Below are 25,237 nucleotides of genomic sequence, written 5' to 3'. Positions count from 1 at the left end.
ATATAGATGCAAAAGGTACTGAATGTTCATTCAGTACCTTTTATCTACCCATCTGATTTTTCCTTTCATATTCTGCAAATATCTCCTCTGATATAGGGGATAATTCGTTCGATTTTTAATCGTTTTTTGTTGTAAAGGATTTCCATTTGTAGAATGAACACTCCTCGTAGTAGAGCTGGTATGCCTACAAAACAGACAAGGAAGATAGAAACTAAAATAATATTTAAATTAGAAATTCATACCTCGTGTTTAATAATAACTTAATTTATTTTGATAGGAGTGCTTGTTTTGAAAAGAAATCCAGAATATACCACTTTACGTAATTCTATCTTGATAGGTTGGCTGCTCACAATTATTGTTATGGGCTTATCTATCTATTTTTCTTCTATTGTATATTTACTAATTGGATGTTTCATTTTGTCATTGAAATATGGATTAATGGGCACTATAAAGAATGTAGAAAAGCGTTTGCCAACCTGGGCTAATTTTGGAGTGATTGAAAAACCAGTGAATCGGAGGGTGACAAGACCATTTCAATTTCGGGGCGGACTCATTGTTTCATTAGCATTAGGATTCATAGAGATGGTGATAAAAGGTTTATGTATCTCATATTATATTTTAGGATTAGAAACCCATGTATATCGTTTAATGCGTAGAAACACAAGAATGTGAAAAGGGGACTTATATTATGAAAGTATTAATATTTGAATTAATTCTAATTGTGCTTCTGATACCGATAAACATTATGGTAAAAAAACATGCTCCAAAATGGAAAGGAAGAGCTGGAGAAAAGATGGTAAAACGTATATTAAGAAAATTAGATCACGAAAGGTATTGGGTGTTACATGATGTGACGGTTCATACAGAGTATGGTGATACAACTCAAATTGACCATATTGTTATCGCAGAAACAGGTATATTTGTTATAGAAACGAAGAACTACGAGGGCTGGATTTATGGAAGTGAGAAGGCAGCAAGATGGACAAAAGGTATTTTTAGAAAGAAACACTCTTTTCAGAATCCATTTAGACAAAACTATAAGCACATGAAAACAATTGAATGGGTGATGGAACAACAGCTGCCGTGTATTTCTATTGTAGCGTTTCATCCAAAATGCAGCCTAAAAAGAGTAAATGTTCATTCTAAAGATAAACATGTCCTATATTATAACGATCTAAAGAAATGTATCGAATCCTATATTGATGTGAAATTAACAAAAGACGAGGTCGAGCATATTTACCAGACTATTTTGCAAGCAAATATTACTGATAAGGATACTGAAAATAAACATGTGAAGTATTTACAGAATAAGTTCGCTAAACAATAAGAAACGGAGCAAGGAACAATGTTATATATAATAGGATTTTTGGTAATCATCGTAGTAGTTATTCGTCTTAACGTGAAGTATTACCAGTTAAAAGGTAATCCAAAAGATTTTGTGATGAAAAAGAAGGATTAAGGATTTATTTTAGAAATAGAGGTAATAGAATACATATATTATTTTAGCCATCACCAAAGGTTATAAGAACCGTTTTACGATCGATAAATACATACATTATTATATTTTATTAATTAATTTAAGTGATATAATAAATAAAAATAAACAGGAGGTTTAGTTGTGAAAGAAGTGTTAGATGTAGAAACGTATTTAAAGAAAATGAAGAATCAGAAAATAAATTATGATAAAGTATTAAGAAAAATGATTAATGATTGGGAAGCAAGGAACGAAAGACCAAAAGTGTTACTTCATTCATGCTGTGCTCCTTGTAGTACTGCTTCATTGGAATTTCTTGCAGAACATGCAGATATTACGGTTTTTTTCTCGAATTCGAATATTCATCCGAAAAGTGAGTACATGCGACGCTCTAATGAACAAAAGATCTTTGTAGAAAAGTTCAATGATCGTACTGGGCACACAGTAGGATTTCTTGAGGATGACTACCGTTCAAATGTATTCTTTAAAATGGTAAAAGAAGAAGGTTTGGCAGAAGAGCCAGAAGGCGGGCTTCGTTGTTCAGCTTGTTTTGATATGAGATTGGATCGTTCAGCTGAGGTAGCACAAGAAAAAGGTTTTGATTACTTTGGGAGTGCCATTACTCTTTCTAAAAATAAAAATAGTCAATTAATAAATGAACTTGGAATCGGTGTGCAAAAAAATTATGATTCGCGTTATTTACCAAGTGATTTCAAAAAAAGTAATGGATATCAACGTTCAATTGAAATGTGTAATGAATATGATGTTTTCCGTCAGTGTTATTGTGGATGTTCATTTGCAGCAGAGAAACAAGGTATAGATTTAAGATCGGTGAACAAAGATGCAATACATTATCTGAAAGAAAATAATCTTAGTTTAAAAAAATAGATTTAATGGAGAGAAATTCGATATAAGATTAACCTATGATTTACAAACGAAACGCATTATGTTTCTAAAGGAAAAACGTAAAAAGCTAAAATAGTTCGGGAATAACTCCTTACTGGTTAAAGTTCTAGAGAAGAAAAAACCAATAAGGAGTGTTTTCTTAATCTCGCATTGCCCCTGCCTCTCGGGAAGTCATTGCTCCTTGTCCTGCTCTTACATCATTTTGAATTTCTTGTTTCACTTTTTGTGCATCTGTTTTAGCAAAATCTGGTTTCATAACAGAACCAGGACTTTTTATAGATTTTTTACGATCTTGCATACAAACCCTCCTCGATTTAACATTTAACAATCTTATTATTTACAAAAATACACTCGGTATACTCCGAGTAGTATAATGTTTATTGAAGAAAAAATTGATTACTATAAGGTGATAGAGGAACATAGGGAATAACAATCTTGCATTAACATCTCTCTCAAAAGTTTAGAGAAATATCTGCCAGAAAAACGCCTTTCTCTCTGTAGAAATATAAAGGAAGAATAGTGTTTTTTTATTTTGGATACAATAGTCTAATTATGTAAATAACCACTTGTTAAGGTTATTAGTAAAAGTGGGATCCAGGAATGACTAAATAGGGCATCTAATATATGAAAGTTTTAATGGGATTGAGTTTTATGTTTGGTTGTATTTTCATTACATCAGGAAATGCTGAAGCTGCATCGGGAGGATGGTATAAAGTTACAGCTGCAGGTAACAATTGTAAAGATAGGGTAAATACTGATCAAACTGAATATAAGCCCAATAATAAAACCGTAGGCATGCAATTAGAGGTAGAAGGAAATTGTAGTAACATGTATTATGATACGGCTTTATCAGATAGAGACCTAGAGTCTGTAGCACATGATACAACTGTTGGAAGTTTTTCTTTGAAAATTCCAATAAAACAACTAAAAATAGGTAATGTTCGCGAAAAAGAAACTACAGATATTATAGTTCAATTATACAAAGATGCCGCTCATACACAGCCTATAGGAAAACTAATTTCAAATAATATTATAATTTATCCTAGGTAACCTATAAACATACTATATAAATGGGCTACTTGGAAATTGAAAATAGATAATTATATAATCAGAACAAAGGAATACCTTATAATAAAGGATACCTTTGTTTTGATTATAATATTAAATTTAATAGGGCTTCTTTACCCATCGGCATTTAACTAAAGCGAAATTGTAAACCTAAAATAACATTATCCTTTCCTATAATTCTACAGAAAGAAAAGTGTATTTTTTACAAAATGTATGTGATGTCACGAATAATTAAAAAGTTATTCAATAAAAAAGCTAACTGCCGCATTTAAACATATTGAAAGTAACTAATTTAGTTATATATCAATCAACCGCGTCCAGCTTGGAAAGATGGATATAGCGACATACCACCATCAGCAAACAGTGTAATACCTGTTACATAGCTCGCTTGTGAAGAAGCAAGCCATGCTGCTACCGCTGCAATTTCTTTCGGTTCTCCGATATATCCCATAGGAACCATACTTTCAACATCGGCACGTTTTTCTGGATCCGCAAATTTTTCAGCATTAATCGGCGTATTCATAGCACCAGGCCCAATATTATTTACACGGATTCCTTTTGGTGCATATTCTAGTGCTAATGTTTCTGTCATTAGCTTAACGCCACCTTTACTTGCTGCATAGTGTACAAATAATGGCCATGGAATTTGCTCGTGAACGCTTGACATATTAATAACACTACCTTTAATATCATGCTCAACAAAATATTTAATTGCTTCCCGGCTCCCTAAGAAAGCCCCTGTTAAATTCGTAGCAATTACCTTATTCCAATCACTTAATGGCATGTCATATGAAGGTACTGAATTTTCAATACCCGCATTATTAATCATGACATCCAGTGTACCAAATTCTTTCACAGCAGATTTAACGAGATTGATAACATCTGATTCAACTGTTACATCTCCTTTTATCGCAATCGCTTCTCCACCTGCTTGTTTAACTACTTGTACTACCTCATTTGCTTCTGATTCGTTTGAATAATAATTAATTACAACTTTGGCTTGTTCTTCTCCAAAACGAATTGCCATCGCTCTTCCTAATCCTGTGGATGCACCCGTAATAACAACAACTTTCCCTTTTAAATCTGTATACATAATTTTTTCCTCCTTTTTATCCTTTAGCAATTCCTAACATAATGCCAGCTGCAATAATGAAGATAATTCCAATGACAATCGCAATAAATTGTCGTTTTGTTTTCTTTTCACCTAATATAAAAATTCCACCTAAAGTTGAGATCACGATCCCCATTTGGGAAAGGGAAAAGCTTGTTGCCACCCCTACACGCGGCTGGGAAATAAATAAAAACATATTTCCTGCTGCCCAAATTAAACCAGGAATAATATTGCGAATCGCATATTTATTAAATGGTTGATGCTTAAAGGTTAGTAGAATTCCACCTAACACCATACCAATGGCTTGTGGTAATAACGCTGACCATCCGTCTATACCGAATAGGCGGATAATTACCACATATACTAAGTAACCAAGAGTTGAAATTAATAACATCACAATCCCTTTTTTGAAATTTCCTTTTTGTTCATCGTTTTTCTCCTCTTTCCTTTGGAGAGATGTGAGAACGATTCCGATTATGATACAAAGAAGTGCCAGAACACCTAATACAACAGATGTTGTTGTTGACCATTCATGAAATACAATGACCCCAAATAAAGTAGTCGAAACTAATTGCATCCCTGTTGAAATAGGCATTGTTTTAGAAACCCCAATTAAATCAATACTTTTCAATTGATTGGCTTGTCCTAATGCCCAAAATAGGCCAGATATAATCCCGACAATTATCATCACGGGCGTCAAAACGGGTTTTATAAAAATATAAACACCGATAGAAAAAACTAGAGCGCCAAGGGTAGTTCCAAGTATTTGACTGTAAGGACCGCCTCCTAGTTTAACGTTGAAGAGTACAATACTTCCCCAAAATAATGCTGGTAAAATCGCTAATAAAATATCCATTTTTTCTAACCTTTCTAAAACATATTTATTAAGTTGAATGCTTGAACGAGATAGTATCTTTGTGTCGAGGGAATTATTTTAGAATAAGAGAAATTTTTCGTTTTTCTACCCGTAATATTTGTTTACCCAGAATAAAAGAAAAATAACATCATGTTGAAAAAGAAAATAACTAGCACGAAATAAAAAAAGTTATTAGAAAGAATATGACCAATACAATTTCAAGTTTTGAAAATAGGAATAATGGAGAAAACCTTGCTGCAAAATTAAGCTATGTTATACAAAAACAACGCATTATGTTTATACATGAGAAAAAGAAATAATATCGTAAAATATTTAATTTCGTATATAAAATTAATAAGAAGTATGATATGATGAAAGTAACAAAATACTTCTAAAACTATCTTGCAAAAGGACACACCTACGCATACATATGCGATAGGTGTGTCCTTTTTTATTTGTTTTTAAGATTTCAAGACTGAAAAGGGTGATGTATATTGTGTACCAGTAATATAGCATCTACTAATGTTTCTTTTGAAAAATTGAAAAGTCAGGAAGAGAATGAAAAAAACATAGTGTCAATATGCCCGAATTGTAAGAAACACTCATTTAGAGTACTTTATAATGATTATCCAAAATGGATACAGTATTGCCTATGTTGTAATTATCGAGAAGTAAATACAATAGAGAGTCCGTTTGTTTATTAGATGTAGCTATTTACGTATTTTGATTAGGAGGAAGAATTTCCGATATGAAAATATGAATTAAGGCTATTTGTATAACATCATTTGTATTTCAAATGACAGCATGTAGCAATTCGACGCAAACAAAAAATGATTCGAGACCTGCCCAAGCAGTACAAAACGGAATACAACAGTACGTAGAAGGGAAAGGTATTGTTGATATTCCAGGGAATTATAAGGGGAAATTAAAAGACTTAGAGACCGTTAAAGGGAAGGTATTACATATAAAAGACGGAGATACAATAGACGTAAACGTAAAGGGGCAGAAACAGATGGTAAGGTTACTGTTATTAGATACCCCTGAGTCTGTATCTCAAAAAATTCCACCACAAAAGATGGGAAAAGAACCATCTTCCTTTTTAAAGAAACAGCTAGAAGGGAAAAGTGTAACATTTGTTTATGATCGGGGACCAAAAGAAGACAAATACGGTAGAAAATTGGCTTATGTATTTTGCGATGGAATACACATCAACGAATTAATGGTCAAGTCGGGTTATGGGATTATAGCCTATATTTCTAGACCTAATACTACAATTCTATCTGAAATGAAAGAAGCAGAAAATGAAGCAAAAGAATCAAAGGTTGGCGTACGGAGCATTAAAGGCTTTGTAGATGAAAAGAACCAGCATTATAACCGTAAAGATGCAGCTTAACACCCTAACCCATTGCAATACAAATATTTGTGTAAAATGGAGGTTTTTTGAATGAATGAAAACAAAAGAAATATGCTCTTATCCTTTATCATTTCAATTTTATTTATTTTCGCGAGTCTATTGCCATTTAGTAATAATGAATATGTGTATGTTATCTCCAAAATTGGTGCTGCAGCAGGTGTAATAAATATTGTGATGATGAGCGTTTTCTTGTATTTTCAAAGCAAAAAAACGGGACATTTATTAAATTGGTAATTAAAGCTAAATAGTTTTCCTTACTCATATCCTTTTAAGTTTGGTAAGGAAAGCTGAAAAGGAGTGTGAAAGGTGAGTCAAGTACCTGGATTTTTAAAGTTTGTTTTAGCGAAAGAAAGACGGTATGTATATTTAGTTGTAGGAGAAAAGAAAAACAAAAAAGTACATACACACATGGTATATAGATTTGGTTCGCTAGAAAAAGCATTAGAAACCATGTACGAAATGCGTGGTGATTTTGAAAATCTTTTCCCTCTAGAATTAAAAGAGAGGGGATACGACTGAGAAGATATCAATGATTGGATACTTTCTATTGAAACAGGGTACTCGAAACACGGAAATAAACTAGTCATATACTAGCAAATGTTTTGTATTTAAAAAAATAGGTGAGGAAAAATAAGATGTTGATCATTCAAAAGTATCACATTGTAATTGCTTGGACGATAGCTACTTGTGCAATGTTAATTAGTTTGTTTTTTAGTGAATGGATGAAGCTGCCGCCATGTGATTTGTGCTGGTACTAAAGAATGGCCATGTATCCATAAGTATTAATATTGGGGATAGGGATATATATAGAAGATTCGCACGTAAGCACGTATGCATTTTCATTTGCGTGTATTGGTTTAATGTTATCTGTATATCAAATTACAATTCAAGCGTTTCCTAATAGTGAGATGCAGATTTGTTCAGTAGGAGTTTCTTGCACAAAAGATTACTTAAATTTATTCGGTTTCATCTCGATACCTATGCTATCTTTTGTTTAGCTATCATAATACTTCTATATATTAAACCTGAGAGAGACAAAAGATTAAACAATACAGTGATTATGAACAATATGTTCGAATAAACACAAAATACCTATAAATAGATAAAAAATAAAAAGAGTTAAAAAAGGAGAAATAAAAAATGACAACAATGCAAGTAAGTAATGAAATGTACAAAATTCCAGAGGCGGATATAGAACTATTAAAAATCATGGCCCATCCAGTTAGATTACAAATTGTGAAAGAGCTAGAACGCCACAAAATTTGTAATGTAACACAGTTAACAGAGCTATTAGATGTGCCTCAATCTACCGTATCTCAGCATTTATCTAAAATGCGTGGGAAAATTCTTCGCTCAGAAAGAAGGGGATTAGAGATGTATTATCATATTGTGAATTTTAAGGCATGTCAGATTGTCGGAGTATTAGGTCTTTAATTTTAACTCGAAATAGGATGATAGTAAGAGTGTTGTTAAATATAGCTGCAAAAGCTGATGTACTGCAGAATAATAAATTCAGAAGCGTAAAGTCTAGTCTTCTAATAATGGAGGAGCTGACTGTGTTGAAAAATTGATATAGGAGTTACTAAAAAAGAGTGCAGTACATGTGCATTCTTTTTCTTTGTGCCATAGCTAAAATAGGTAAAGTATTTTGTTTTGCTATGCGAAAACGATATTTTTGACTTTTTAAGCAAAGAAAATATTTAGTTTACTGATTTGTATAGTTAGAATTAAAGTTTAGAATATTCTGTGTCAACATTATCAATTTACTATAGTTTCCAATTATGTAAAGATAGAATTGATTATAATTTTCCGTAAATATTAGATTGAAAACTATTATAAGGGGAATTTGAGTATTTATAGCTTGTTTATAAACGATGATTGGGGGATACAGACAATAGGGTGATCAAGTACTGGTAGAATTTATTAAACGAAATGAGGTGACTTTAACTTGAGAGAAATTGCGAAAAAAGTACAAATGTTACGTTTACAGGAGGAGCATTCTGGGCGTAAGGCAGACGCAAAACAGTATTCTTCCAAGCGATGTATAATAGAAAGAGAGGGTATTAATTTAGAAAAAAATAGAGTTAAAAAACGAACTCAAAAATTTCAAACGTCAGAAGAAAAATGGGACATAAAATGTAAAAAAGCAGTACAATTATTTAATCAAGGAGAGGAATATCCAACTATTGCAAAAAATCTGAGGTGCAATGTGAGTAGTTTGTATAGAGAACTTAAGAAACGGGGCACATTACAAACACCAAAGCAGGTAGCAGTATCTAAATCATTAAAATCACCTATAACATCAACACGAACAAAAAAAACAAATTTTGAGAGATATAAAGAATATTATATGTACAAATAGAAGAATTCATGGCTATAAATCTATACTTAATTCTTTAGTGTTAAAAAGCTCAGATTATAAAAGGTACAATGAAAAAATGCATGTTTAGCAGCAAATCTTCTTACAGTATTGATAGAGCATCTTTTTATTTTTTAGGATATTTTTAAATCTAACAAATATTGAAGGCTATTACCTGTTGCTTAGATCAAAAAAATATTCTTAAAACTAAATCCTTACTTATATTTGTTGAGTAGTTGGTTAAGAAGAGGTTTTTTTGCAAATGCTAAAATAAGGATACTTTGTCCAAAGCAAAAGAATCCCCATGTCATAAAGGATTCTTTTAGGAGAGTTAGAGAGATGTTGTCACTTGACTCATATTGATTTTACGATAAAAAGAAAGAATATTCAATTTTATTATGTATTTCTCAATATATTTCTTTTATTTTTATATTATAATTAATTCTTTTTATTGATGTATATCTTTCTGTGGTGAATCCTTTTAATAAGGATTCCTTTTTTAGTGCCTCATATATTAATAATGAGCCACTAGAGTTTAAGATAGTTTATACAACAACTATTGAAATTGCTTGATTATAGGGGAATTGTTGATTTCTATTGCTGGGGATCAGCCCTGAAAATTTATCTACAGTAATAATGATTACAGGTATTCTAACTCCGTTGATTAGAAAATTTGTTATTACTTTTGTGTCTCTATTAATTTTTTATAAAAAGTTTTCTTGTGTATACATCTATATTCTCTTACTCTTTTTAAACATTTTAATCTTTTTAAGTTTCTCTTATAGATGTAAAAGGTTTGGTGTAATTATAATGTTTTTAAATATAGTAGATTTTAAAGATGTTATAAGTGGGGTTCTTATAAAAAAAAGCCCTCACAATGAAGTGAAGACCTTTATTCATTTAATATCCGTCAGTATGGCTATGAGTGTATTATGCGATTTTATCCTCGCTAAATTAAGAACTTAACCACCATGATTTCCGTGAGCATATTGAATAACATCAATAGCTTTATGTGTTTCTGTAGGGGATTGGGCACCAAACATTAAAGTAAAAATAGTAATTACACCAACTAAACCGAGAATTGTCTTTTTCATTTTAATGCCTCCTTCTCAATAACTTTTTTTCCTGCCTGAGAACATGAATAGAAATAATGACTTGCTTTAATATGGTTATTCTCTTTATAAAATGCAGTAGCAAGATATTCTTCGTATTCCTTAATGAATTCGAAAAGTTCTTGCTCTTTAAAATATGATACGCCTTTTAACACTGTCCTTTCAAGTGCTTCGGCAGGAAAACCTCCATTCATTGCATCTAATATTTTAAAATGGTGAAGATACTCTATATTTTCAATCTCTTGACAAACGGAATATCCTTTTGCTATAAGATCTTTGGCAACGGAGTGATTTCCTTCCTTCATGTGTTCCCTTGCCTCAATAAAAAGTGCCTTATAATTGTTAGGCATTTTTTGATTTACTTCTGAAAGATATCTAATAGCTAATGGCGAAAGGTTTTGAGTTGCATACATTAATCCTAAATTTTGGCGCACCATTAAAATAAATTGCTCTTCGTCTATTTTTTGGAACATATCCATTGCTTTTGTAAAATATTCTTCAGCGAGCTCCCATTCTCTCAAATGAGTACAAGCTAAGCCTATAAGATTATCACAGAATGCTACATTGATCTCATACTCAGCATGTTGACCAAAGATTTCTTTTGCCTCTGATACTTTTTTATAAGATAAGAGTCCTTGATATATGTCATAATGGAAAGCTCCAACTTTATAATAAAATTCCGCTTTTTCCAATTCATCAGGAATGCAGTCTAAAAGTTTTTCTGCGCTTTCATAACTCTCTTTTGCAATTTGATATTCACCAATAGTAGAGGCATGGATCCCTTTGAAAAAGTGATAATAATAAGCTAAGAAATTATCTGTAGGCATATCAAAAGCCTCAACTTTTTCAAAGCTGCTTTTTGAAACGCTTAAATTATCAATTACAAATTGATATCTAAAATCTAGTAGTGAGTAGTAGAGTAATAAATCTTGATCTTCTTTAATACTATAAATCTTAGAATCAATTATTTCTTTTAATTGATGTGCATTATCTATACGCCTTGAGCGGATTTCAAGATACCAATCGTTTAATAGCTTTGTAATTTCATTATTCCCCTTAGCTGAAACCATCATTATATATTCCCCCATCCCATAAAAGTCTACTAATGTTATATATTACCATTGTAGCAAAGTATCCAGTTCATTTAATTGTATTATACTTATTTTTCAATAAAATTCATAAAAATAAGTTAATTATGATAACCCAATTATATTTGATCCATAAATGTTCCCAATTAGATATAATACATCAAATAAATATCAAATTTATTTCTCAATATAACAACTTTAAGAATATGATATTATTTTAATGCAAAGTCCCTTTTGTGCAATGAGATAGTAGTACCCAAACAATACCCCACTGGTACCAGTGGGCTTTTCTTTTGTTTTTACATTTGTTATAATTTCCTTAAAGGTATTTCAATGTTGCTGTACGTATATAATAAAAGAAGAGATGCGTCAACATCTCTTTAAGTAACTGCTACCGCAAGGTGATCGGTTACTAAAAATTAATTTTTGCGTTTTTTAGAAGACCGCCCACGCTTTGCTGGCTTAGGGGTGGTCTTTTTCTGTTTTTTAGAAGTAACTTTTTTAAATCAAAAAACTACGATCTCTCGGACAATAGTTTTGGATACTTCTAATAATATTTGAAAAAGAATGTCCATTCGGTCACCTCCTTTCCCTATAAATAAGAGAAAGGATCGCAACCAACCACCCTACAATATACAGTTGTTCTTATTCTATCATACTTATACAAGCTCACCAATATAAAATAACCCACCTATTTCCGTAGGTGGGCTTTATCTTCATTACACAATATCAAAGTATACTCTCTTTTTCTCGTAAACTTTATGCAATTATACATATTCGTAAAAAATACACTATATAAATATTACATGTAGTAAAATATAAATTGTGGATACATTCTATAAAGCAGATTCTTTTGAAAGACGTAACATATTGATCTCAAATCTCTTGATATTTTGTGAACTAACAATCTGGTGTAAATAGAAGATTCTGTTTTATAGGATGTGTTTACACGTATAACAAAGGGGTAATACGTGTATATTTATATAAAATTAAAGTGGTTCAAGTCGGAGGAAGACACCTTAGGGTGTCTTTTTTTGTACATTAAAAAACTCACCATCCAACAGAAATGGCGAGATCCTTATATATTATTTCATATCTTGTTTTCTCTAATGCTTTTCTTCTTAATTAACCAATAACTGCATTATACGTTATATAAGCTAAAATGTCTGAAAGGTTTACTCTGATAAAATCCAAATGACTACAAATATTCCTGTAACTGCCGCACCTCCAAGAAATCCTACCAATATTTTTCCTTGAGTACCATTAACAATTTCTTTTAATTCTGCTTTTGCTTTTTTCTTATCTTCTCCTGTTGAAAAGAGATAACTAATAAAATATACGACTACTAAAAATAGTGACGCGATTACCTCTATCATGACTTATGTACCTCCCTAATATATGTTAACTATTAATTAACCAATAATTTCCTTGTACATTATATCAGTTAGGGTACATGGAAGTATAACAAATTATTTACATAACTTATTTTATTAATCGATATATTAAAAAGAGACACCGAATAATTCCTTAGCGTACAAAATTCGCGTTATGTTGGAGGGACCCCATGCCCATCAAGCTATTATTTAGAAGTGCTCCCCAAAACGAAAATTTAATTATTTTACAGTTATTCATGAGAATTCAACTCATTTTCTTCGTTTTGGGCAACTAGTTTCATTAGCTTGATGGGCATATTGGTGGAACCCCGAAATGGACATTTGAATAAATAATGCCTTCCTTAAAATAACCTTAATTAAAACATAGTTTTGATAATATATGGAAAATAAATGGTACAATTTTTGGGTATAACCTAAATAAAATTTATTTTAGAAAAGGGGTAGAAGGGAAATGTTCCAGAAGTTCAAGTTTTATTTAATGAGCATTTTAATTAGTTCAATGTTAGGAGGAATTATTATAGGTGCTAATTTCTTAGTCCATAACATATATAATTTAGTTGCAGGTAAAGAATATCATTTTAATATGTGGTCTTCTATTATTATATTTAGTGTTGTATTTATTTCGGGTTTCTCGTACGCGTTGAAGAAGGGGCCAGATATATTTGTTAATCATTAAACCAATAGCAATTATTGTAGGCGCTGCCGTGATCTGGGTGGGGTCTTGTTTGCTGTTAAGGAAAGATAACAAAACTAAATTTCCTTAAAATGAAAAAAACGCCATCCTTTCCTATGATTCTATAGAAAGGATAGCGTATTTTTTTATTTGAGGGGAGAACTTTGTTTTATTATATTCTATATTTCAGTTAAAAAAATTTTTAAAAAATCAGTACGTTTATATATTCTCACCGTTAAGAAGTAAGAACCGATAAATATAAGCATGGTAACGATTGAAGCAAATGTAATTATTTGATTAGTAGTAAATTGATTAGTAACGCTATATACAAGGTCGGTAATATTTACATATGCCTCAATTGGTCTCCATAAAACAACACATACAGGGAAAATAATGCTGACAGTAGCCATCAAATATTTATTGGTGAAGCGATAGAAAAATGGTAAGTAGATAGACGTAAACAACATGACAGTAAGAACACTAACCACAATAGTCTGTGGAGTTTCAATTTCAACTCCATAAGTCGGGGATGCAACTTGAATTACTGCTTGTATCAATAATGAGAATAGAGCTACTAAAATTGTAAACAACACTGTACCAATATATTTTGACATAATAATTTTATTTCTACTATAAGGCAGGCTATTAATAAATTTGTGACTATTATTCTTTTCGTCATAATAATGTAGATTTATCATATAAGAACCAGCCACCAAAACGACTATGAACCCAAAACTTCCAAACGTCCCTATAAAAAAGCATATACCAAGTAGATAGAGTAAGATCAATAATTTTTGCAATCTAAAATCCTTTAATATTAAATTATACATATTGAACATTCCCCTTTTTTGTATAGTACATAATATCTTCTAATGTCGCTTCTTCAATTAATACATCATTCCCTAATTGCGTACGTGAATGGCTGACGTTACTTGTGAGTGCTTCAAACCCCATGTTTGTTTCACGAATCCCGATTAATTGTTCTCTGATTTTAGGCGTAAGCAAGGATTTATCCCCTTTTACAGTTGCATATTCTTCAGAAATACTATGTATATCTTTTTGAAACACAATCTCACCATTATGAATAAATACAATATAATCAGCAATACGATCTAAATCAGTGGTAATATGTGTGGAGAAAAAAATTGTTTTATCTTGATCGACCATTAAATCATAAAGGATGTCTAAAAGTTCCCTTCGAAATACAGGATCGAGTCCAGATGTCGGTTCATCCATAAGTATAAATTCGGCATGGTGTGAAAGTGCAAACGCTAGGGAAGTCTTCATTTTCATCCCTGTAGACATCTCTTTCATTTTTATGTTAGTCGGTAACTCAAAGCGCTGTAAGTAGGATTGGAACTGATTTTCATCCCATTTTTTATACGCTGGAGCAATGAATTTTTTCAGTTGATGAATTGTCATATCTTCATAATAGATATTGTCATCGTATACGAATCCTATACGCTCTTTAATAGAAACTTGGTCCTTTTGATGATCTTTACCGAAAACTGTGATATCTCCGCTATCCTTGCTAATAAGATCCATAATAAGTTTAATTGTCGTACTTTTCCCAGCACCATTTGCGCCAATAAATCCCGTTACAAACCCCTTTTTGATGTTGAACGATGCATTTTTTAAAGAAAATCCCTTATATGTTTTTGAAACATTTTTCACTTCTACAATGTTCTCCATATTTATTCCTCCTCATAAATACGATTAATAATTTGTATTAACTCATCCCTTAATAAATGATTAGCCTTACTCTCTCGAACGATTGTACTGAACTTTTCACGTATTGGATCACTTGGTTCATCCGCACGTTGTTTCTTTGTTTGTTTTGCAACAAACGAGCCTTTCCCTACTATAGAGTAGATGTAACTTTTGTATTAAGTACAATATATTTTCTCAACAGGAAAAATTGTAATTATCTATAAGTATTACTTATAAGGATAATAGGAAAATGGAAATTAATAATAAAGGAGAATGCGAAATGTTAACAGTAATATCTAATAATGACCTAGCTAAAATACGCGAAGAAGATGTAGATGTAATAAGGGTAATGGCACATCCGGTTCGATTAAAAATTATAAGTGAGTTAATGCATCATAAAATGTGCAATGTTACAAGGTTAACAGAAATATTAAAACTTCCACAATCCACTGTTTCACAACATTTAGCAAAGTTAAAAGGAATTGTAATACGTGCAGAAAGAAAAGGATTAGAGATGCATTATTATATTGATAATAATAAAGCTCGTCAGATTGTAGAAATTTTAAGTCTGTAGATTAATCATACGTAAAAGTTTCCTATTATAAAGGAAACTTTTTTCTATGTTAATCAAAATATAATCAGTTATAAAGAAATATGATATTTGGAACGAGTGAATTTTAGAATACTATATTGGAATGTAAGTTTTTAATTCGAGTTATGGAACGTATAATTTTTCAGTAAGAAAGGAGGGGAGTGTAAGAAAGTCTAGGAAATGTAACAACTTCTTTATAAATTTAGTAATTACACTATAGTGTTATTTAATGTGATTAAGATAAATAATTGATTGAAGTTATGTATATTTAGCTTTTATTTATCATTTTAGCCAAGAAGACTCCTTCCTCAAGGAGCGTGAAGGGTCACAGCCCAGTAAGTAGGTGGGAGATGAATTGGCTTCGAACAAGTGATGGCAGGAAGCCATCTTAATTGTTCGACATATAGAAAGTATTACTCCACTACCTATCGAATGTACGTTTGGTGTATAATAATCATATACCGAAATGGAGGTGAATCAAATAATGATGAATAAAGCCTATAAGTTTCGTATCTATCCAAATCAGGCACAAGCAATTCTAATCAACAAAACGATTGGGTGTTCTCGCTTTGTATTCAATCATTTCCTATCCTTATGGGATCAAGCATACAAAGAGACAGGAAAAGGCTTGACCTATGGTACATGCTCTGCCAAACTACCTGCCATGAAGAAAGAGCTTGTTTGGCTAAAAGAAGTGGATAGTATTGCGATTCAGTCGTCTGTTCGCAACCTTGCGGATGCTTATACACGCTTTTTCAAAAAACAAAACAGCACACCGCGCTTTAAATCTAAGAAGAACAACGTACAATCTTATACCACAAAACAAACAAATGAAAACATTGCCGTTGTAGGGAACAAAATAAAGTTGCCGAAACTAGGACTTGTTCGATTTGCCAAAAGTCGCGAAGTAGAGGGACGTATTGTAAATGCTACAGTTAAACGGAACCCTTCTGGTAGATATTTTGTGTCACTATTAGTTGAAACAGAAGTACAAAAACTTCCGAAAACACATTCTTACATTGGAATAGATGTAGGACTAAAAGATTTCGCTATTTTATCAGATGGAACACACTATGAAAATCCGAAGTTTTTCCGATCATTAGAAGATAAGTTGGCGAAAGCACAGCGTGTTCTTTCTAGAAGAATGAAAGAATCTTCTCGCTGGAATAAACAACGAGTAAAGGTAGCTAGAATTCATGAATACATATCAAATGCTAGAAAAGATTACTTGGACAAAATTTCAACTGAAATCATCAAAAACCACGATGTTATCGGTATAGAGGATTTGCAAGTATCGAATATGTTAAAGAATCATAAGTTAGCAAAAGCAATTAGTGAGGTATCTTGGTCGCAATTTCGATCCATGTTAGAATACAAAGCAAAATGGTATGGCAAACAAGTCATTGTCGTATCGAAAACATTTGCTTCCAGCCAATTATGTTCTTGTTGTGGATATCAAAATAAAGACGTTAAAAATCTAAACCTACGTAAATGGTTTTGCCCTTCATGTCAAACACATCATGATAGAGATATTAACGCAAGTATCAATCTAAAGAATGAAGCGATAAGGCTTCTAACCGCAAGGACTGCGGGGTTAGCCTAATCAATTAGAGTTCGATAGAACTCTTTACTTAGGAATCCCTCACTTCTAAACGAAGTGAAAGTGGGGGTAGTTCAATATTGGTAATTTCATGTACCGTATTTAATAATAAATCCAATTGGGAAGAAGTGAACAAGGATGAGCTTCCTGCAAAAGCGAAAGAAAAACTTGCTGCGAAATAATAAAAAGGATTTGGTCTTAAAGGTCAAATCCTTTTCTGTTTTCAAAATCTTCTTCTGAAATGAATATGAATCCATATCTTTTAAATTGAGCTGTTGTTACGCTATAACTAGTTTGTTTATTTCCACTAATTACATAAGTCTTATCGTTTTTGCACCAGAACCGATAACCCTACATTTATCTGCCCATTTGGTTAAGGCATCGAATAGACCTTACGTATACCACTGCGATTTCTGATAAATTACATGTAGAGCTATCACTCAATATAACAAAAATGTAATGTTAATGAAATGTAATTCCACCGATACTATTAATGAAATTATATAAAATGAAGGGGAGTTAAAGAATTTTTATAATGAAAAAGGAGAAGTATTAATGCGAAATATATTAAGTGTAGAAAAAATCGAAAAATATTATGGTAATAAAGATAATGTAACAAAGGCTATAGATAATATTAGTTTTAAGATAGATGAGGGAGAATTTGTTGGGATAATGGGGCCTTCAGGAAGTGGCAAAACTACATTGCTTAACTGTATATCAACGATTGATAATGTTACTACGGGAAAAATAATGATAAATAATAGTGACATTACTCGGTTAAAATCAAAGTCACTAGATAAGTTTAGACAAAATGAATTAGGGTTTGTATTTCAGGACTTTAATTTATTAGATACCCTTACTGCTTATGAAAATATTGCTCTAGCGTTAACTATAAAAGGTGAGGCAAGTTCAAAAATTGATGGGAAAATACAAGCGGTTGCGAAATATTTAGACATTGAACAAGTATTAAGCAAATACCCTTATCAAATATCAGGCGGACAAAAACAAAGGGTTGCTTCGGCAAGAGCTATCGTAACAGATCCATCTTTAGTACTTGCAGATGAACCAACAGGATCGTTAGATTCTAAATCAGCTAGATTATTACTCGAAAGATTTGAAAGTCTTAATAAGGATTTAAAAGCTACAATACTTATGGTTACTCATGATGCATTTACAGCAAGCTATGCTCGTAGAATTCTTTTCATTAAAGATGGAAAAATATTTATCGAGTTGGTAAGAGGGAATGATTCTAGAAAAGAATTCTTTACTAAAATTATCGAAGTTATAACCCTTCTTGGAGGTGACGATAATAATGTACTCTAAGATTGCTATTGGGAATGTAAAGAAAAGTTTTAAAGATTATGCAATATATTTCTTAACACTAACACTGGCTGTTTGTATATTTTATAGCTTTAACTCAATAGAATCACAAAAGGCACTTATGGAAATTAACGCTTCAGATAGAAAGTATGTGCCTACAGTAATGAACGCTATCTCAAATGTGTCAGTATTTGTATCTGTAATATTAGGTGGTTTAATATTGTATGCAAATAATTTTTTAATTAAAAAACGTAAAAAAGAATTAGGAATCTACATGACTTTAGGTATGGGGAGAAGAAACATATCCAGAATATTAGTAACAGAGACATTTCTAGTTGGCGTTATATCTTTAGTGAGTGGACTTATAATAGGTATTGGAGTATCGCAGGGGTTATCTACATTTGCATTAAAGCTATTTGACTTGCCCATCAATAAATATAAATTTACAATTTCAACAGGTGCTATAGGTAAAAGTGTATTATACTTTGGAATCATGTTTTTACTTGTTATGTTATTTAATGTATATGTTGTTTCTAAATACAAAATAATTGATATGTTAACAGCAGGTAGAAAAAACGAAGATGTAAAATTTAGAACTCCTCTTATCTATGTAATCACATTTATTATGTGTGTAGCATCACTTGGATATGCATATGTGACTATACTAAAAATCGGGTTGAATTTTACTAACCCTATGCTCGTGGTATCAATCCTCCTTGGCATATTAGGTACATTGCTGTTTTTCTTTAGTTTATCTGGATTTATATTATATGTTGTAAAGAAGAATAAAAAAGTCTATTTTAAAGGTTTAAATATATTTATCATCAAACAAATAAATAGTAAGGTTAACACAAATTTTATATCCATGTCTGTAATCTGTTTAATGTTATGCCTTACAATGGTGGCTTTATCTACAGGAATCAGCTTTAACAGAATGATGGACGCAACAACGAAAGAAGTAACACCATTTGATGCCAGTATTACGTTGGAGAATAAGGATGAAAGTTACACTATAGAAGAAGTATTAAAGAAAGCTAACTTTAAAATAAGTAATAATGAAAAATATATATCTTATAATGTATATCAAACAGGGATGAAAGTGGTGGACTTTGTACCAGAACTTAAAGATTATAATATGAGTATAGATTTCATTAAAGTATCTGATTATAATAAAATTTTAAATCTTAAAAGCGAAAAGGAAATCACTTTAAATAACAATGAAATTTTACTTTTATCAAATGAAGGCCGGTTTGTTAATTCGACAAATGAAAGATTAAAAAATAGCAATAAGATGAATGTTAAAGAAAAAGAATATTCGGTAAAAAACGCTAAAGTTATACAAGAGAATCTTTACACTTATGATGTGCGAACTAATTACTTCACAATCGTTATAAATGATGAGTTTTTATCAGGCTACAAAATTACTGAATCCGTACTTAATGTAAATTATTTAGATGGAAATAGAGAAGAATATAATAAAAAATATGATAACGTTGCACGGGGCTTTTATGACGAAAATGGCCCGAAACTAAATATTAATCGTATAGCAGGCAAATCAAAGGATGAAGTTTATGCAGGAAGTAAGGGATTGAAAACTATTGTACTGTTTATTGGGATATATATAGGTATTGTATTTTTAATAACGAGTATGGCTGTATTAGCTCTTCAACAATTATCAGAAGCCAGTGATAGCATAGATCGATATAAATCTTTGAAGAGAATTGGTTCAAACGGAACAATGATCGACAAAACGATTTTTATTCAAACTTTCGTATACTTTAGTCTTCCAGTTTTTCTTGCCATAATTCATTCTATAGTTGGAATTTATGTAGTCAATTATTATATTAACACATTTCAACAAACAGACATTATTTTACCAGCATTGATGACGGGCTTAGTACTTCTTGTAGTGTATGTAGTATATTTCTACACGACATATGTCGGGTATAAAAATATTGTAAAAAGTAATACTTGATTTTATAATGCTTATTAGGGCTATTACACCTTGTTTCTCAAGATGTAATAGCCTTATATTCTGTATAGGGAGGGAAAAGTCATGAAAAAAATCATTCTGATTGAAGATGACGAAATTATCAGAGAAGAATTACAAATTTTTTTTGTAAAGTATGGATATGAAGTAAAGGCTCCCACAGATTTTAATCATATTATCAAATATATAGAAGGTGAGAATGCAGACCTTATATTACTAGACATAAATCTTCCTGTGTTCGATGGCTATTATATATGCAGAGAAATACGTAAAACTTCAGATGTTCCAATCTTCATGGTTACAAGTAGAGATAGTGATGTAGATGAACTGATAAGTATGAATTTAGGAGCAGATGATTTTATAACAAAGCCTTATAATACAGAAATACTATTAGCAAGGGTAACAAATATTTTAAGAAGAACATCTGGAGATTTCAAAATGAATCATATCTTAATGTATAGGGATTTTACTTTAAATCTTTCAAATGCAACAGTTACTTATCAAGACAAGTCTGTAGAATTAACTAAAAATGAAGTTAAAATACTCTCATGCTTAATAAATAATCGTGGGAATATTGTAAAAAGAGATTCACTCATAGAAACTTTATGGAAATCTGATTATTTTGTGGATGATAGCACCTTAACTGTTAATATAAATAGATTAAGAAAAAAGCTTGAAGAGATAGGTATAGAAAATCCGATTGCAACAAGAAGAAGCTTAGGGTATATAATGCCATGAATATAGGTGAATTTATTAAAGATAAAATGATAGTAATGCTATCAAACGTACTGGTATTTATTATACTAGCAGGTGTATTGCTAACTGCGAATGTTCAGTTCATTATAATATTCTTTGTCTTTTGTATTTGGTTCTTTCCATTGATTTCATATATGGCTATGGAATTCATAAGATGTAAAAATTATTATAATGAGATTAATGGCATATTAGAAAACTTGGAGAAAAAATACCTACTTCCAGAGGTCGTAAAGGAATCAAACTTTATACATGGAGAAAAGCTTAACGCTATACTGCAAGAAACAAGTAGAGATATGCATGAAAATGTAAAGTATTATAGAGATATGCAATTGGATTATAGGGAATATATAGAAACATGGGTACATGAAATTAAGACGCCTATAGCTTCTACAAAGCTAATAATTGAAAATAATCAAAATGAAGTAACTAATAAAATAGATTCCCAATTGGATCGAATCGAAGGGTTTGTAGAACAGGTGTTATATTATTCTCGAAGCAATAATGTCGGTAAGGACTATATTATAAAACCACTCAACCTTGATGATGTAGTAAGAACTGTAATTAAAAGAAATTATAGAGATTTTATTCATAAGAGAATAAAATTAGATATACAGGATATTGATGAAATCGTATATAGTGATGGAAAATGGGTTGGATTTATTGTTAATCAAATAATAGGGAATTCTATAAAGTACTCAAATAACAAAGAACAAATGATACGTATATACTCAATTAAGAAAACTAATTCAGTAATACTAACTATAGAGGATAATGGAGTAGGGATAGTAACTAAAGATATAAATAGAGTTTTTGAGAAAGGATTTACTGGAGAGAATGGAAGAAAATTTAGCAAAAGTACAGGAATGGGCTTGTATCTATGCGAAAAACTGTGCTCAAAATTAGGTATGAAAATTACCATTGATTCTGAAGTTAATAAGGGAACTAAGGTTACATTAATATTTCCGTTGTCAGGTATGGTAACTTTTGAGCCTTATTTATAAAATAGATGCTGTCATCTTTCCACGAATTTCGTATGAAACTTAAGAACAAACGTAAAACGGTATGAAAAGACTAGAAATTCTCTTCATACCGTTTGTATTATTTAGTCATTTAACACATTGGTATATTTAATTGTGAATCAGATCAATGTTAATCTGGATTAGTCATTACTATTTTTGATGCCCACTAATACTTAACGTAAGATTTGGTTTGGTTGCTACACAGACCTCGTAAGCGAGAAATTGTACACTATATAAAACAGTAAAATAAATATCCGATCCCTTAGCGTACAAGGAATCGGATATTTTGTGTCTAAATGCTGTTCAAACGCACAGTTTTCTTTTTTGATATTGTGACTCTATGCCCATCAAGCTAAGTTTTTAAATTACCCCTAAAACGAAAAAGTTATTTCTCTACAGTCATTTATGAAAAATTAATCGAATTTCTTTTTTTACAGATGATTAATTTTTAAAAATTATACTCAAGGATTAGGGTTTTAAAATAACTTTTATGAACTATTAATACTTCATAAAAGTTATTGTGAATTTTGTGAATGAGTGTTTTTGGCTTTCTACTTTAATAAATCCATGGTGAGCTTCGATAATTGATTTCGCTAGTGCTAAGCCAATTCCAATGGAGCCTTCTTTATTAGAATTTTTTGTTTTGTAAAATCTATCGAATATATATGGCAAATCTTCTGATGCAATACCTTCACCAAAATCTTGAATTATTATTTCAGTATGAATAGGAGAGTTTGTGACTTCAATATAAATAGAACTATTATCATTTGAATGTTCAATGGAATTCTTTAAAATATTTAATAAAGCTTCTTGCATCCAAATACTGTCATGGAAAAGTGATATTTTTTCATTGGTTTTTAAATGTATGTTCATATTTTTTTTATTTAATTTACTGTTCAAACTAGCAATGACCTCATAAATTGTATCAATAATATCAGAGTTTTCTTTTTCAAATAGTATTGCTCTAGCATCTATTTTTGAAACTTTTAATAAATTATGTATTAAAAAGTTGATTCTTGAAATTTGAACATCATTATTGTGTAAAAAATGATATTGTTGTTCATTTAATTTACCTTGTAATAAGATATCATTGTTCACTGTTAGTGTTGAGAGTGGTGTTTTTAGTTGATGAGAAATATCTTGTAAAGTTTGAATTAAAAATTGTTTTTCTTCCATTAAATTATGCATACTTTTTCTAATAACATTTTTCAGTTTATGAAAAGAATTAGCAAGTTTAGCTAGATCACCTTCTCTATTTTCCTTGATATCAATGGTGTAATCACCTTCAATAATTTTATTCGCTGCAGCTGTTACATTTCTAATTTTTAAGAAAAAAGATTTATATTGTAAGTAATTTAGAAAAATTAGGATTAAGCTGAACCCTATTGCTCCAAGGAACATATATATATTGTTTTGAGATATATGTTTATTTAAATAAGGAAAAAGTCTTGAATCCAATTCAGTAGAGAGACCATATTGATTTAATAGCATTTCTCCATCACTGGAATAATCTTTTTTATTCGCTGTATCATTTGTAAGTGCTTGTATTATTTCGTATTCATTTTCTGGGTTTTGTGCAATTAGTTTTCCGGTAATTTCACTCCAAATAGTAATATAATCATTTTTTAAATGGTCATATAGAATATGAACTGTGATAACTTGATATATAATAAATAAAAAAGAGATTAATGCTAATGTAAGTATATTAATTTTTATTTCTCTATTTATCATTAAATTACTCCTTACTGACGTCTTTATTCCAAAAATATCCGATACCTCTTTGAGTGATTATACAATTAGGATTTTGTGGAGTATCCTCAATTTTACTTCTCAATCTTTTTACATAAACAGAAAGAGTATTTTCATCGAAAAACACTTCACCTTCATCTGCTATTTTTTTCAATATCTCATTTCTTTGTAACACTTTATGAGGATTTAGCATTAACGTTAATAAGAGTTTGTATTCTAAATGTGTTAAATTTATACTTTTCTCATGCTTAAAAGCTCTGGCCGCTTCAACTTCAAGCTGTATATTTTCAGACCTCAATATAGTATTAGAAGCTGTTTTAATTTTTTTTCTTAATTGTACTTTTACTCTAGATAATAGCTCTTTTACCCTGAAGGGCTTTGTTATATAATCATCTCCACCAATATCAAGGCCCATTACTACATTTGCCTCCTCATCCAGTGCTGTGAGAAAAATAATAGGTATATCACCTTTTCTTTTAAGATAGGTACATAAATCATACCCATTTCCATCTGGGAGTCCAACATCCAATATAGCTAAGTCAAATTTATTATTTTCGTATTGGTCTTTTGCATCTTGTACAGTAGAAACTCTTATAACCTCAAGTCCTTCTCCTTTTAGAGTAAACTCAATAGCCATTCCTAGATCGTTATCGTCTTCAACGAATAATACTTTATCCACAGTATCTCTCCTCATTTGTCTTTGATTATGGCAGTATTTTAGATTATGAAAGTTATTTTACACGTTGATTGGCTAATTTAAAATAGCTTAGTATGGAAATGGATTTTTAGAGGCTTTTCTGAGTATAAGCATAATACCCAAATCGGCTTGAAGCTTTTCAGTACATAATGAGATACAACAATTACTTAAAGTAGAATATTTACGTAATTCATACATGTACTTGCTTATATTTTGAAAAACCTTGTAATAGTGTCTTGTTGAATTTGTACGTTTTTATACAATCAGTAATGTTTTGTTTAAGTTATCTTATACAAAAATGTTAAATGAAATTTGAATTCGCATTAATTATGTAAATAAATTTTAAAAA

The 25,237-nt window shown here is 30.9% G+C and carries 25 protein-coding genes and 3 pseudogenes; 17 read left to right on the top strand and 11 right to left on the bottom strand.

Annotated features, from left to right (window positions below):
- Nucleotides 1-40 precede the first annotated feature (40 nt).
- A pseudogene (locus N2V92_RS01665) lies at nt 41-233 on the bottom strand (hypothetical protein); the annotation flags it as partial.
- A 55-nt stretch (nt 234-288) separates the two neighbouring features.
- Between N2V92_RS01665 and N2V92_RS01660 the strand changes: the two are divergent.
- From N2V92_RS01660 to N2V92_RS01650, 3 genes are all read left to right on the top strand, one after another.
- Nucleotides 289-672, top strand: coding sequence for a hypothetical protein (locus N2V92_RS01660; RefSeq protein WP_098505778.1), 384 nt, complete (start codon nt 289-291; stop codon nt 670-672).
- 16 nt (nt 673-688) lie between these two features.
- The gene (locus N2V92_RS01655) at nt 689-1,327 is read left to right on the top strand and encodes a nuclease-related domain-containing protein (protein ID WP_098505779.1); all 639 of its coding nucleotides are present in this window, start codon (nt 689-691) and stop codon (nt 1,325-1,327) included.
- Between the two features lie 300 nt (nt 1,328-1,627).
- A complete protein-coding gene (locus N2V92_RS01650) occupies nt 1,628-2,362 on the top strand; it encodes an epoxyqueuosine reductase QueH (protein WP_031303436.1) in 735 nt (244 codons plus the stop codon).
- A gap of 157 nt (nt 2,363-2,519) precedes the next feature.
- Here N2V92_RS01650 and N2V92_RS01645 read toward each other — a convergent pair whose 3' ends face one another.
- Complete coding sequence (locus N2V92_RS01645) at nt 2,520-2,678, bottom strand: hypothetical protein (protein ID WP_170265030.1); 159 nt, start codon at nt 2,676-2,678, stop codon at nt 2,520-2,522.
- A 326-nt stretch (nt 2,679-3,004) separates the two neighbouring features.
- Here N2V92_RS01645 and N2V92_RS01640 point away from each other — a divergent pair, with 326 nt between their 5' ends.
- Nucleotides 3,005-3,430: a hypothetical protein gene (locus N2V92_RS01640; protein WP_170265028.1), complete on the top strand. Its 426-nt coding sequence runs from the start codon at nt 3,005-3,007 to the stop codon at nt 3,428-3,430.
- Between the two features lie 325 nt (nt 3,431-3,755).
- Here N2V92_RS01640 and gdh read toward each other — a convergent pair whose 3' ends face one another.
- Nucleotides 3,756-4,541: a glucose 1-dehydrogenase gene (gene gdh, locus N2V92_RS01635; protein WP_170265026.1), complete on the bottom strand. Its 786-nt coding sequence runs from the start codon at nt 4,539-4,541 to the stop codon at nt 3,756-3,758.
- A gap of 16 nt (nt 4,542-4,557) precedes the next feature.
- Nucleotides 4,558-5,415, bottom strand: coding sequence for a RhaT/GlcU family sugar-proton symporter (locus N2V92_RS01630; RefSeq protein WP_098505781.1), 858 nt, complete (start codon nt 5,413-5,415; stop codon nt 4,558-4,560).
- 796 nt (nt 5,416-6,211) lie between these two features.
- Here N2V92_RS01630 and N2V92_RS01625 point away from each other — a divergent pair.
- From N2V92_RS01625 to N2V92_RS01600, 6 genes and pseudogenes are all read left to right on the top strand, one after another.
- Nucleotides 6,212-6,808 (top strand): thermonuclease family protein, encoded by a 597-nt coding sequence (locus tag N2V92_RS01625; protein WP_098578005.1) that lies wholly within the window; start codon nt 6,212-6,214, stop codon nt 6,806-6,808.
- A 51-nt stretch (nt 6,809-6,859) separates the two neighbouring features.
- Entirely contained in the window at nt 6,860-7,063 is a 204-nt protein-coding gene (locus tag N2V92_RS01620) for a hypothetical protein (RefSeq protein ID WP_001004894.1), read from the top strand.
- Between the two features lie 72 nt (nt 7,064-7,135).
- A pseudogene (locus N2V92_RS01615) lies at nt 7,136-7,423 on the top strand (hypothetical protein).
- A gap of 41 nt (nt 7,424-7,464) precedes the next feature.
- Nucleotides 7,465-7,910, top strand: a pseudogene (locus N2V92_RS01610) (disulfide bond formation protein B).
- 59 nt (nt 7,911-7,969) lie between these two features.
- Nucleotides 7,970-8,263: an ArsR/SmtB family transcription factor gene (locus tag N2V92_RS01605; protein ID WP_000210392.1), complete on the top strand. Its 294-nt coding sequence runs from the start codon at nt 7,970-7,972 to the stop codon at nt 8,261-8,263.
- A 514-nt stretch (nt 8,264-8,777) separates the two neighbouring features.
- Nucleotides 8,778-9,191, top strand: coding sequence for a hypothetical protein (locus N2V92_RS01600; protein WP_098505783.1), 414 nt, complete (start codon nt 8,778-8,780; stop codon nt 9,189-9,191).
- Nucleotides 9,192-10,150: 959 nt separating this feature from the next.
- On the opposite strand, the gene N2V92_RS01590 is transcribed toward N2V92_RS01600, so the two are convergent.
- The 3 genes from N2V92_RS01590 to N2V92_RS01580 all read right to left on the bottom strand — a co-directional run bounded on the left by N2V92_RS01590 (nt 10,151) and on the right by N2V92_RS01580 (nt 12,764).
- The gene (locus N2V92_RS01590; protein ID WP_000751016.1) at nt 10,151-10,282 is read right to left on the bottom strand and encodes a hypothetical protein; all 132 of its coding nucleotides are present in this window, start codon (nt 10,280-10,282) and stop codon (nt 10,151-10,153) included.
- Nucleotides 10,279-11,373, bottom strand: coding sequence for a response regulator aspartate phosphatase (locus tag N2V92_RS01585; RefSeq protein ID WP_170265024.1), 1,095 nt, complete (start codon nt 11,371-11,373; stop codon nt 10,279-10,281). Before N2V92_RS01585 ends, N2V92_RS01590 begins: the two co-directional genes overlap by 4 nt.
- 1,190 nt (nt 11,374-12,563) lie before the next feature.
- Nucleotides 12,564-12,764 carry a hypothetical protein gene (locus N2V92_RS01580; RefSeq protein WP_098505786.1) on the bottom strand — a complete coding sequence of 67 codons (201 nt, stop codon included), beginning with the start codon at nt 12,762-12,764 and terminating at the stop codon, nt 12,564-12,566.
- 469 nt (nt 12,765-13,233) lie between these two features.
- On the opposite strand from N2V92_RS01580, the gene N2V92_RS01575 reads away from it, so the two are divergent.
- On the top strand, nt 13,234-13,458 hold the full coding sequence (locus N2V92_RS01575; RefSeq protein WP_098505787.1) for a hypothetical protein: 225 nt from the start codon (nt 13,234-13,236) through the stop codon (nt 13,456-13,458).
- A gap of 176 nt (nt 13,459-13,634) precedes the next feature.
- Here the strand turns inward: N2V92_RS01575 and N2V92_RS01570 are convergent, their stop codons facing one another.
- Entirely contained in the window at nt 13,635-14,285 is a 651-nt protein-coding gene (locus N2V92_RS01570) for an ABC-2 transporter permease (RefSeq protein WP_098578132.1), read from the bottom strand.
- On the bottom strand, nt 14,278-15,147 hold the full coding sequence (locus N2V92_RS01565) for an ABC transporter ATP-binding protein (protein ID WP_098505789.1): 870 nt from the start codon (nt 15,145-15,147) through the stop codon (nt 14,278-14,280). The genes N2V92_RS01570 and N2V92_RS01565 overlap by 8 nt, the downstream gene beginning before the upstream one ends.
- A 298-nt stretch (nt 15,148-15,445) precedes the next feature.
- Here N2V92_RS01565 and N2V92_RS01560 point away from each other — a divergent pair, with 298 nt between their 5' ends.
- The 6 genes from N2V92_RS01560 (at nt 15,446) to N2V92_RS01535 (ending at nt 22,424) form a co-directional block, all read left to right on the top strand.
- Nucleotides 15,446-15,739: an ArsR/SmtB family transcription factor gene (locus N2V92_RS01560; RefSeq protein WP_098505791.1), complete on the top strand. Its 294-nt coding sequence runs from the start codon at nt 15,446-15,448 to the stop codon at nt 15,737-15,739.
- 502 nt (nt 15,740-16,241) lie between these two features.
- Nucleotides 16,242-17,360, top strand: coding sequence for an IS200/IS605 family element RNA-guided endonuclease TnpB (gene tnpB, locus N2V92_RS01555; protein WP_340864027.1), 1,119 nt, complete (start codon nt 16,242-16,244; stop codon nt 17,358-17,360).
- A 552-nt stretch (nt 17,361-17,912) separates the two neighbouring features.
- Nucleotides 17,913-18,680, top strand: a complete 768-nt coding sequence (locus N2V92_RS01550; RefSeq protein WP_098578597.1) for an ABC transporter ATP-binding protein — start codon at nt 17,913-17,915, stop codon at nt 18,678-18,680.
- Complete coding sequence (locus tag N2V92_RS01545) at nt 18,670-20,652, top strand: FtsX-like permease family protein (RefSeq protein ID WP_098506586.1); 1,983 nt, start codon at nt 18,670-18,672, stop codon at nt 20,650-20,652. The genes N2V92_RS01550 and N2V92_RS01545 overlap by 11 nt, the downstream gene beginning before the upstream one ends.
- 81 nt (nt 20,653-20,733) lie before the next feature.
- Nucleotides 20,734-21,405 (top strand): response regulator transcription factor, encoded by a 672-nt coding sequence (locus tag N2V92_RS01540; protein WP_098506587.1) that lies wholly within the window; start codon nt 20,734-20,736, stop codon nt 21,403-21,405.
- Nucleotides 21,402-22,424 carry a sensor histidine kinase gene (locus N2V92_RS01535; protein WP_098506588.1) on the top strand — a complete coding sequence of 341 codons (1,023 nt, stop codon included), beginning with the start codon at nt 21,402-21,404 and terminating at the stop codon, nt 22,422-22,424. Before N2V92_RS01540 ends, N2V92_RS01535 begins: the two co-directional genes overlap by 4 nt.
- 516 nt (nt 22,425-22,940) lie before the next feature.
- On the opposite strand, the gene N2V92_RS01530 is transcribed toward N2V92_RS01535, so the two are convergent.
- Both N2V92_RS01530 and N2V92_RS01525 read right to left on the bottom strand, forming a co-directional pair.
- Entirely contained in the window at nt 22,941-24,173 is a 1,233-nt protein-coding gene (locus N2V92_RS01530) for a sensor histidine kinase (protein WP_098506589.1), read from the bottom strand.
- A 4-nt stretch (nt 24,174-24,177) separates the two neighbouring features.
- The gene (locus tag N2V92_RS01525; RefSeq protein WP_097861754.1) at nt 24,178-24,870 is read right to left on the bottom strand and encodes a response regulator transcription factor; all 693 of its coding nucleotides are present in this window, start codon (nt 24,868-24,870) and stop codon (nt 24,178-24,180) included.
- Nucleotides 24,871-25,237: the final 367 nt, after the last annotated feature.

The organism is Bacillus sp. CH_48 (genome assembly GCF_038008465.1).
In the GTDB taxonomy this organism is placed as follows: Bacteria; Bacillota; Bacilli; order Bacillales; family Bacillaceae_G; genus Bacillus_A; species Bacillus_A thuringiensis_S.
The sequence above is the reverse complement of the archived record's forward strand: the minus strand, read 5'-3'. Positions and strand labels throughout refer to the sequence as shown.

Bases quoted from the DNA above. Each gene is read 5' to 3' on its own strand.
- N2V92_RS01655 (WP_098505779.1), top strand. From the start codon at position 689: ATGAAAGTATTAATATTTGAATTAATTCTAATTGTGCTTCTGATACCG.
- N2V92_RS01645 (WP_170265030.1), bottom strand. From the start codon at position 2,678: ATGCAAGATCGTAAAAAATCTATAAAAAGTCCTGGTTCTGTTATGAAA.
- N2V92_RS01640 (WP_170265028.1), top strand. From the start codon at position 3,005: ATGAAAGTTTTAATGGGATTGAGTTTTATGTTTGGTTGTATTTTCATT.
- gdh (WP_170265026.1), bottom strand. From the start codon at position 4,541: ATGTATACAGATTTAAAAGGGAAAGTTGTTGTTATTACGGGTGCATCC.
- N2V92_RS01630 (WP_098505781.1), bottom strand. From the start codon at position 5,415: ATGGATATTTTATTAGCGATTTTACCAGCATTATTTTGGGGAAGTATT.
- N2V92_RS01625 (WP_098578005.1), top strand. From the start codon at position 6,212: ATGACAGCATGTAGCAATTCGACGCAAACAAAAAATGATTCGAGACCT.
- N2V92_RS01620 (WP_001004894.1), top strand. From the start codon at position 6,860: ATGAATGAAAACAAAAGAAATATGCTCTTATCCTTTATCATTTCAATT.
- N2V92_RS01605 (WP_000210392.1), top strand. From the start codon at position 7,970: ATGACAACAATGCAAGTAAGTAATGAAATGTACAAAATTCCAGAGGCG.
- N2V92_RS01590 (WP_000751016.1), bottom strand. From the start codon at position 10,282: ATGAAAAAGACAATTCTCGGTTTAGTTGGTGTAATTACTATTTTTACT.
- N2V92_RS01585 (WP_170265024.1), bottom strand. From the start codon at position 11,373: ATGATGGTTTCAGCTAAGGGGAATAATGAAATTACAAAGCTATTAAAC.
- N2V92_RS01580 (WP_098505786.1), bottom strand. From the start codon at position 12,764: ATGATAGAGGTAATCGCGTCACTATTTTTAGTAGTCGTATATTTTATT.
- N2V92_RS01575 (WP_098505787.1), top strand. From the start codon at position 13,234: ATGTTCCAGAAGTTCAAGTTTTATTTAATGAGCATTTTAATTAGTTCA.
- N2V92_RS01570 (WP_098578132.1), bottom strand. From the start codon at position 14,285: ATGTATAATTTAATATTAAAGGATTTTAGATTGCAAAAATTATTGATC.
- N2V92_RS01565 (WP_098505789.1), bottom strand. From the start codon at position 15,147: ATGGAGAACATTGTAGAAGTGAAAAATGTTTCAAAAACATATAAGGGA.
- N2V92_RS01560 (WP_098505791.1), top strand. From the start codon at position 15,446: ATGTTAACAGTAATATCTAATAATGACCTAGCTAAAATACGCGAAGAA.
- tnpB (WP_340864027.1), top strand. From the start codon at position 16,242: ATGATGAATAAAGCCTATAAGTTTCGTATCTATCCAAATCAGGCACAA.
- N2V92_RS01550 (WP_098578597.1), top strand. From the start codon at position 17,913: ATGCGAAATATATTAAGTGTAGAAAAAATCGAAAAATATTATGGTAAT.
- N2V92_RS01545 (WP_098506586.1), top strand. From the start codon at position 18,670: ATGTACTCTAAGATTGCTATTGGGAATGTAAAGAAAAGTTTTAAAGAT.
- N2V92_RS01540 (WP_098506587.1), top strand. From the start codon at position 20,734: ATGAAAAAAATCATTCTGATTGAAGATGACGAAATTATCAGAGAAGAA.
- N2V92_RS01535 (WP_098506588.1), top strand. From the start codon at position 21,402: ATGAATATAGGTGAATTTATTAAAGATAAAATGATAGTAATGCTATCA.
- N2V92_RS01530 (WP_098506589.1), bottom strand. From the start codon at position 24,173: ATGATAAATAGAGAAATAAAAATTAATATACTTACATTAGCATTAATC.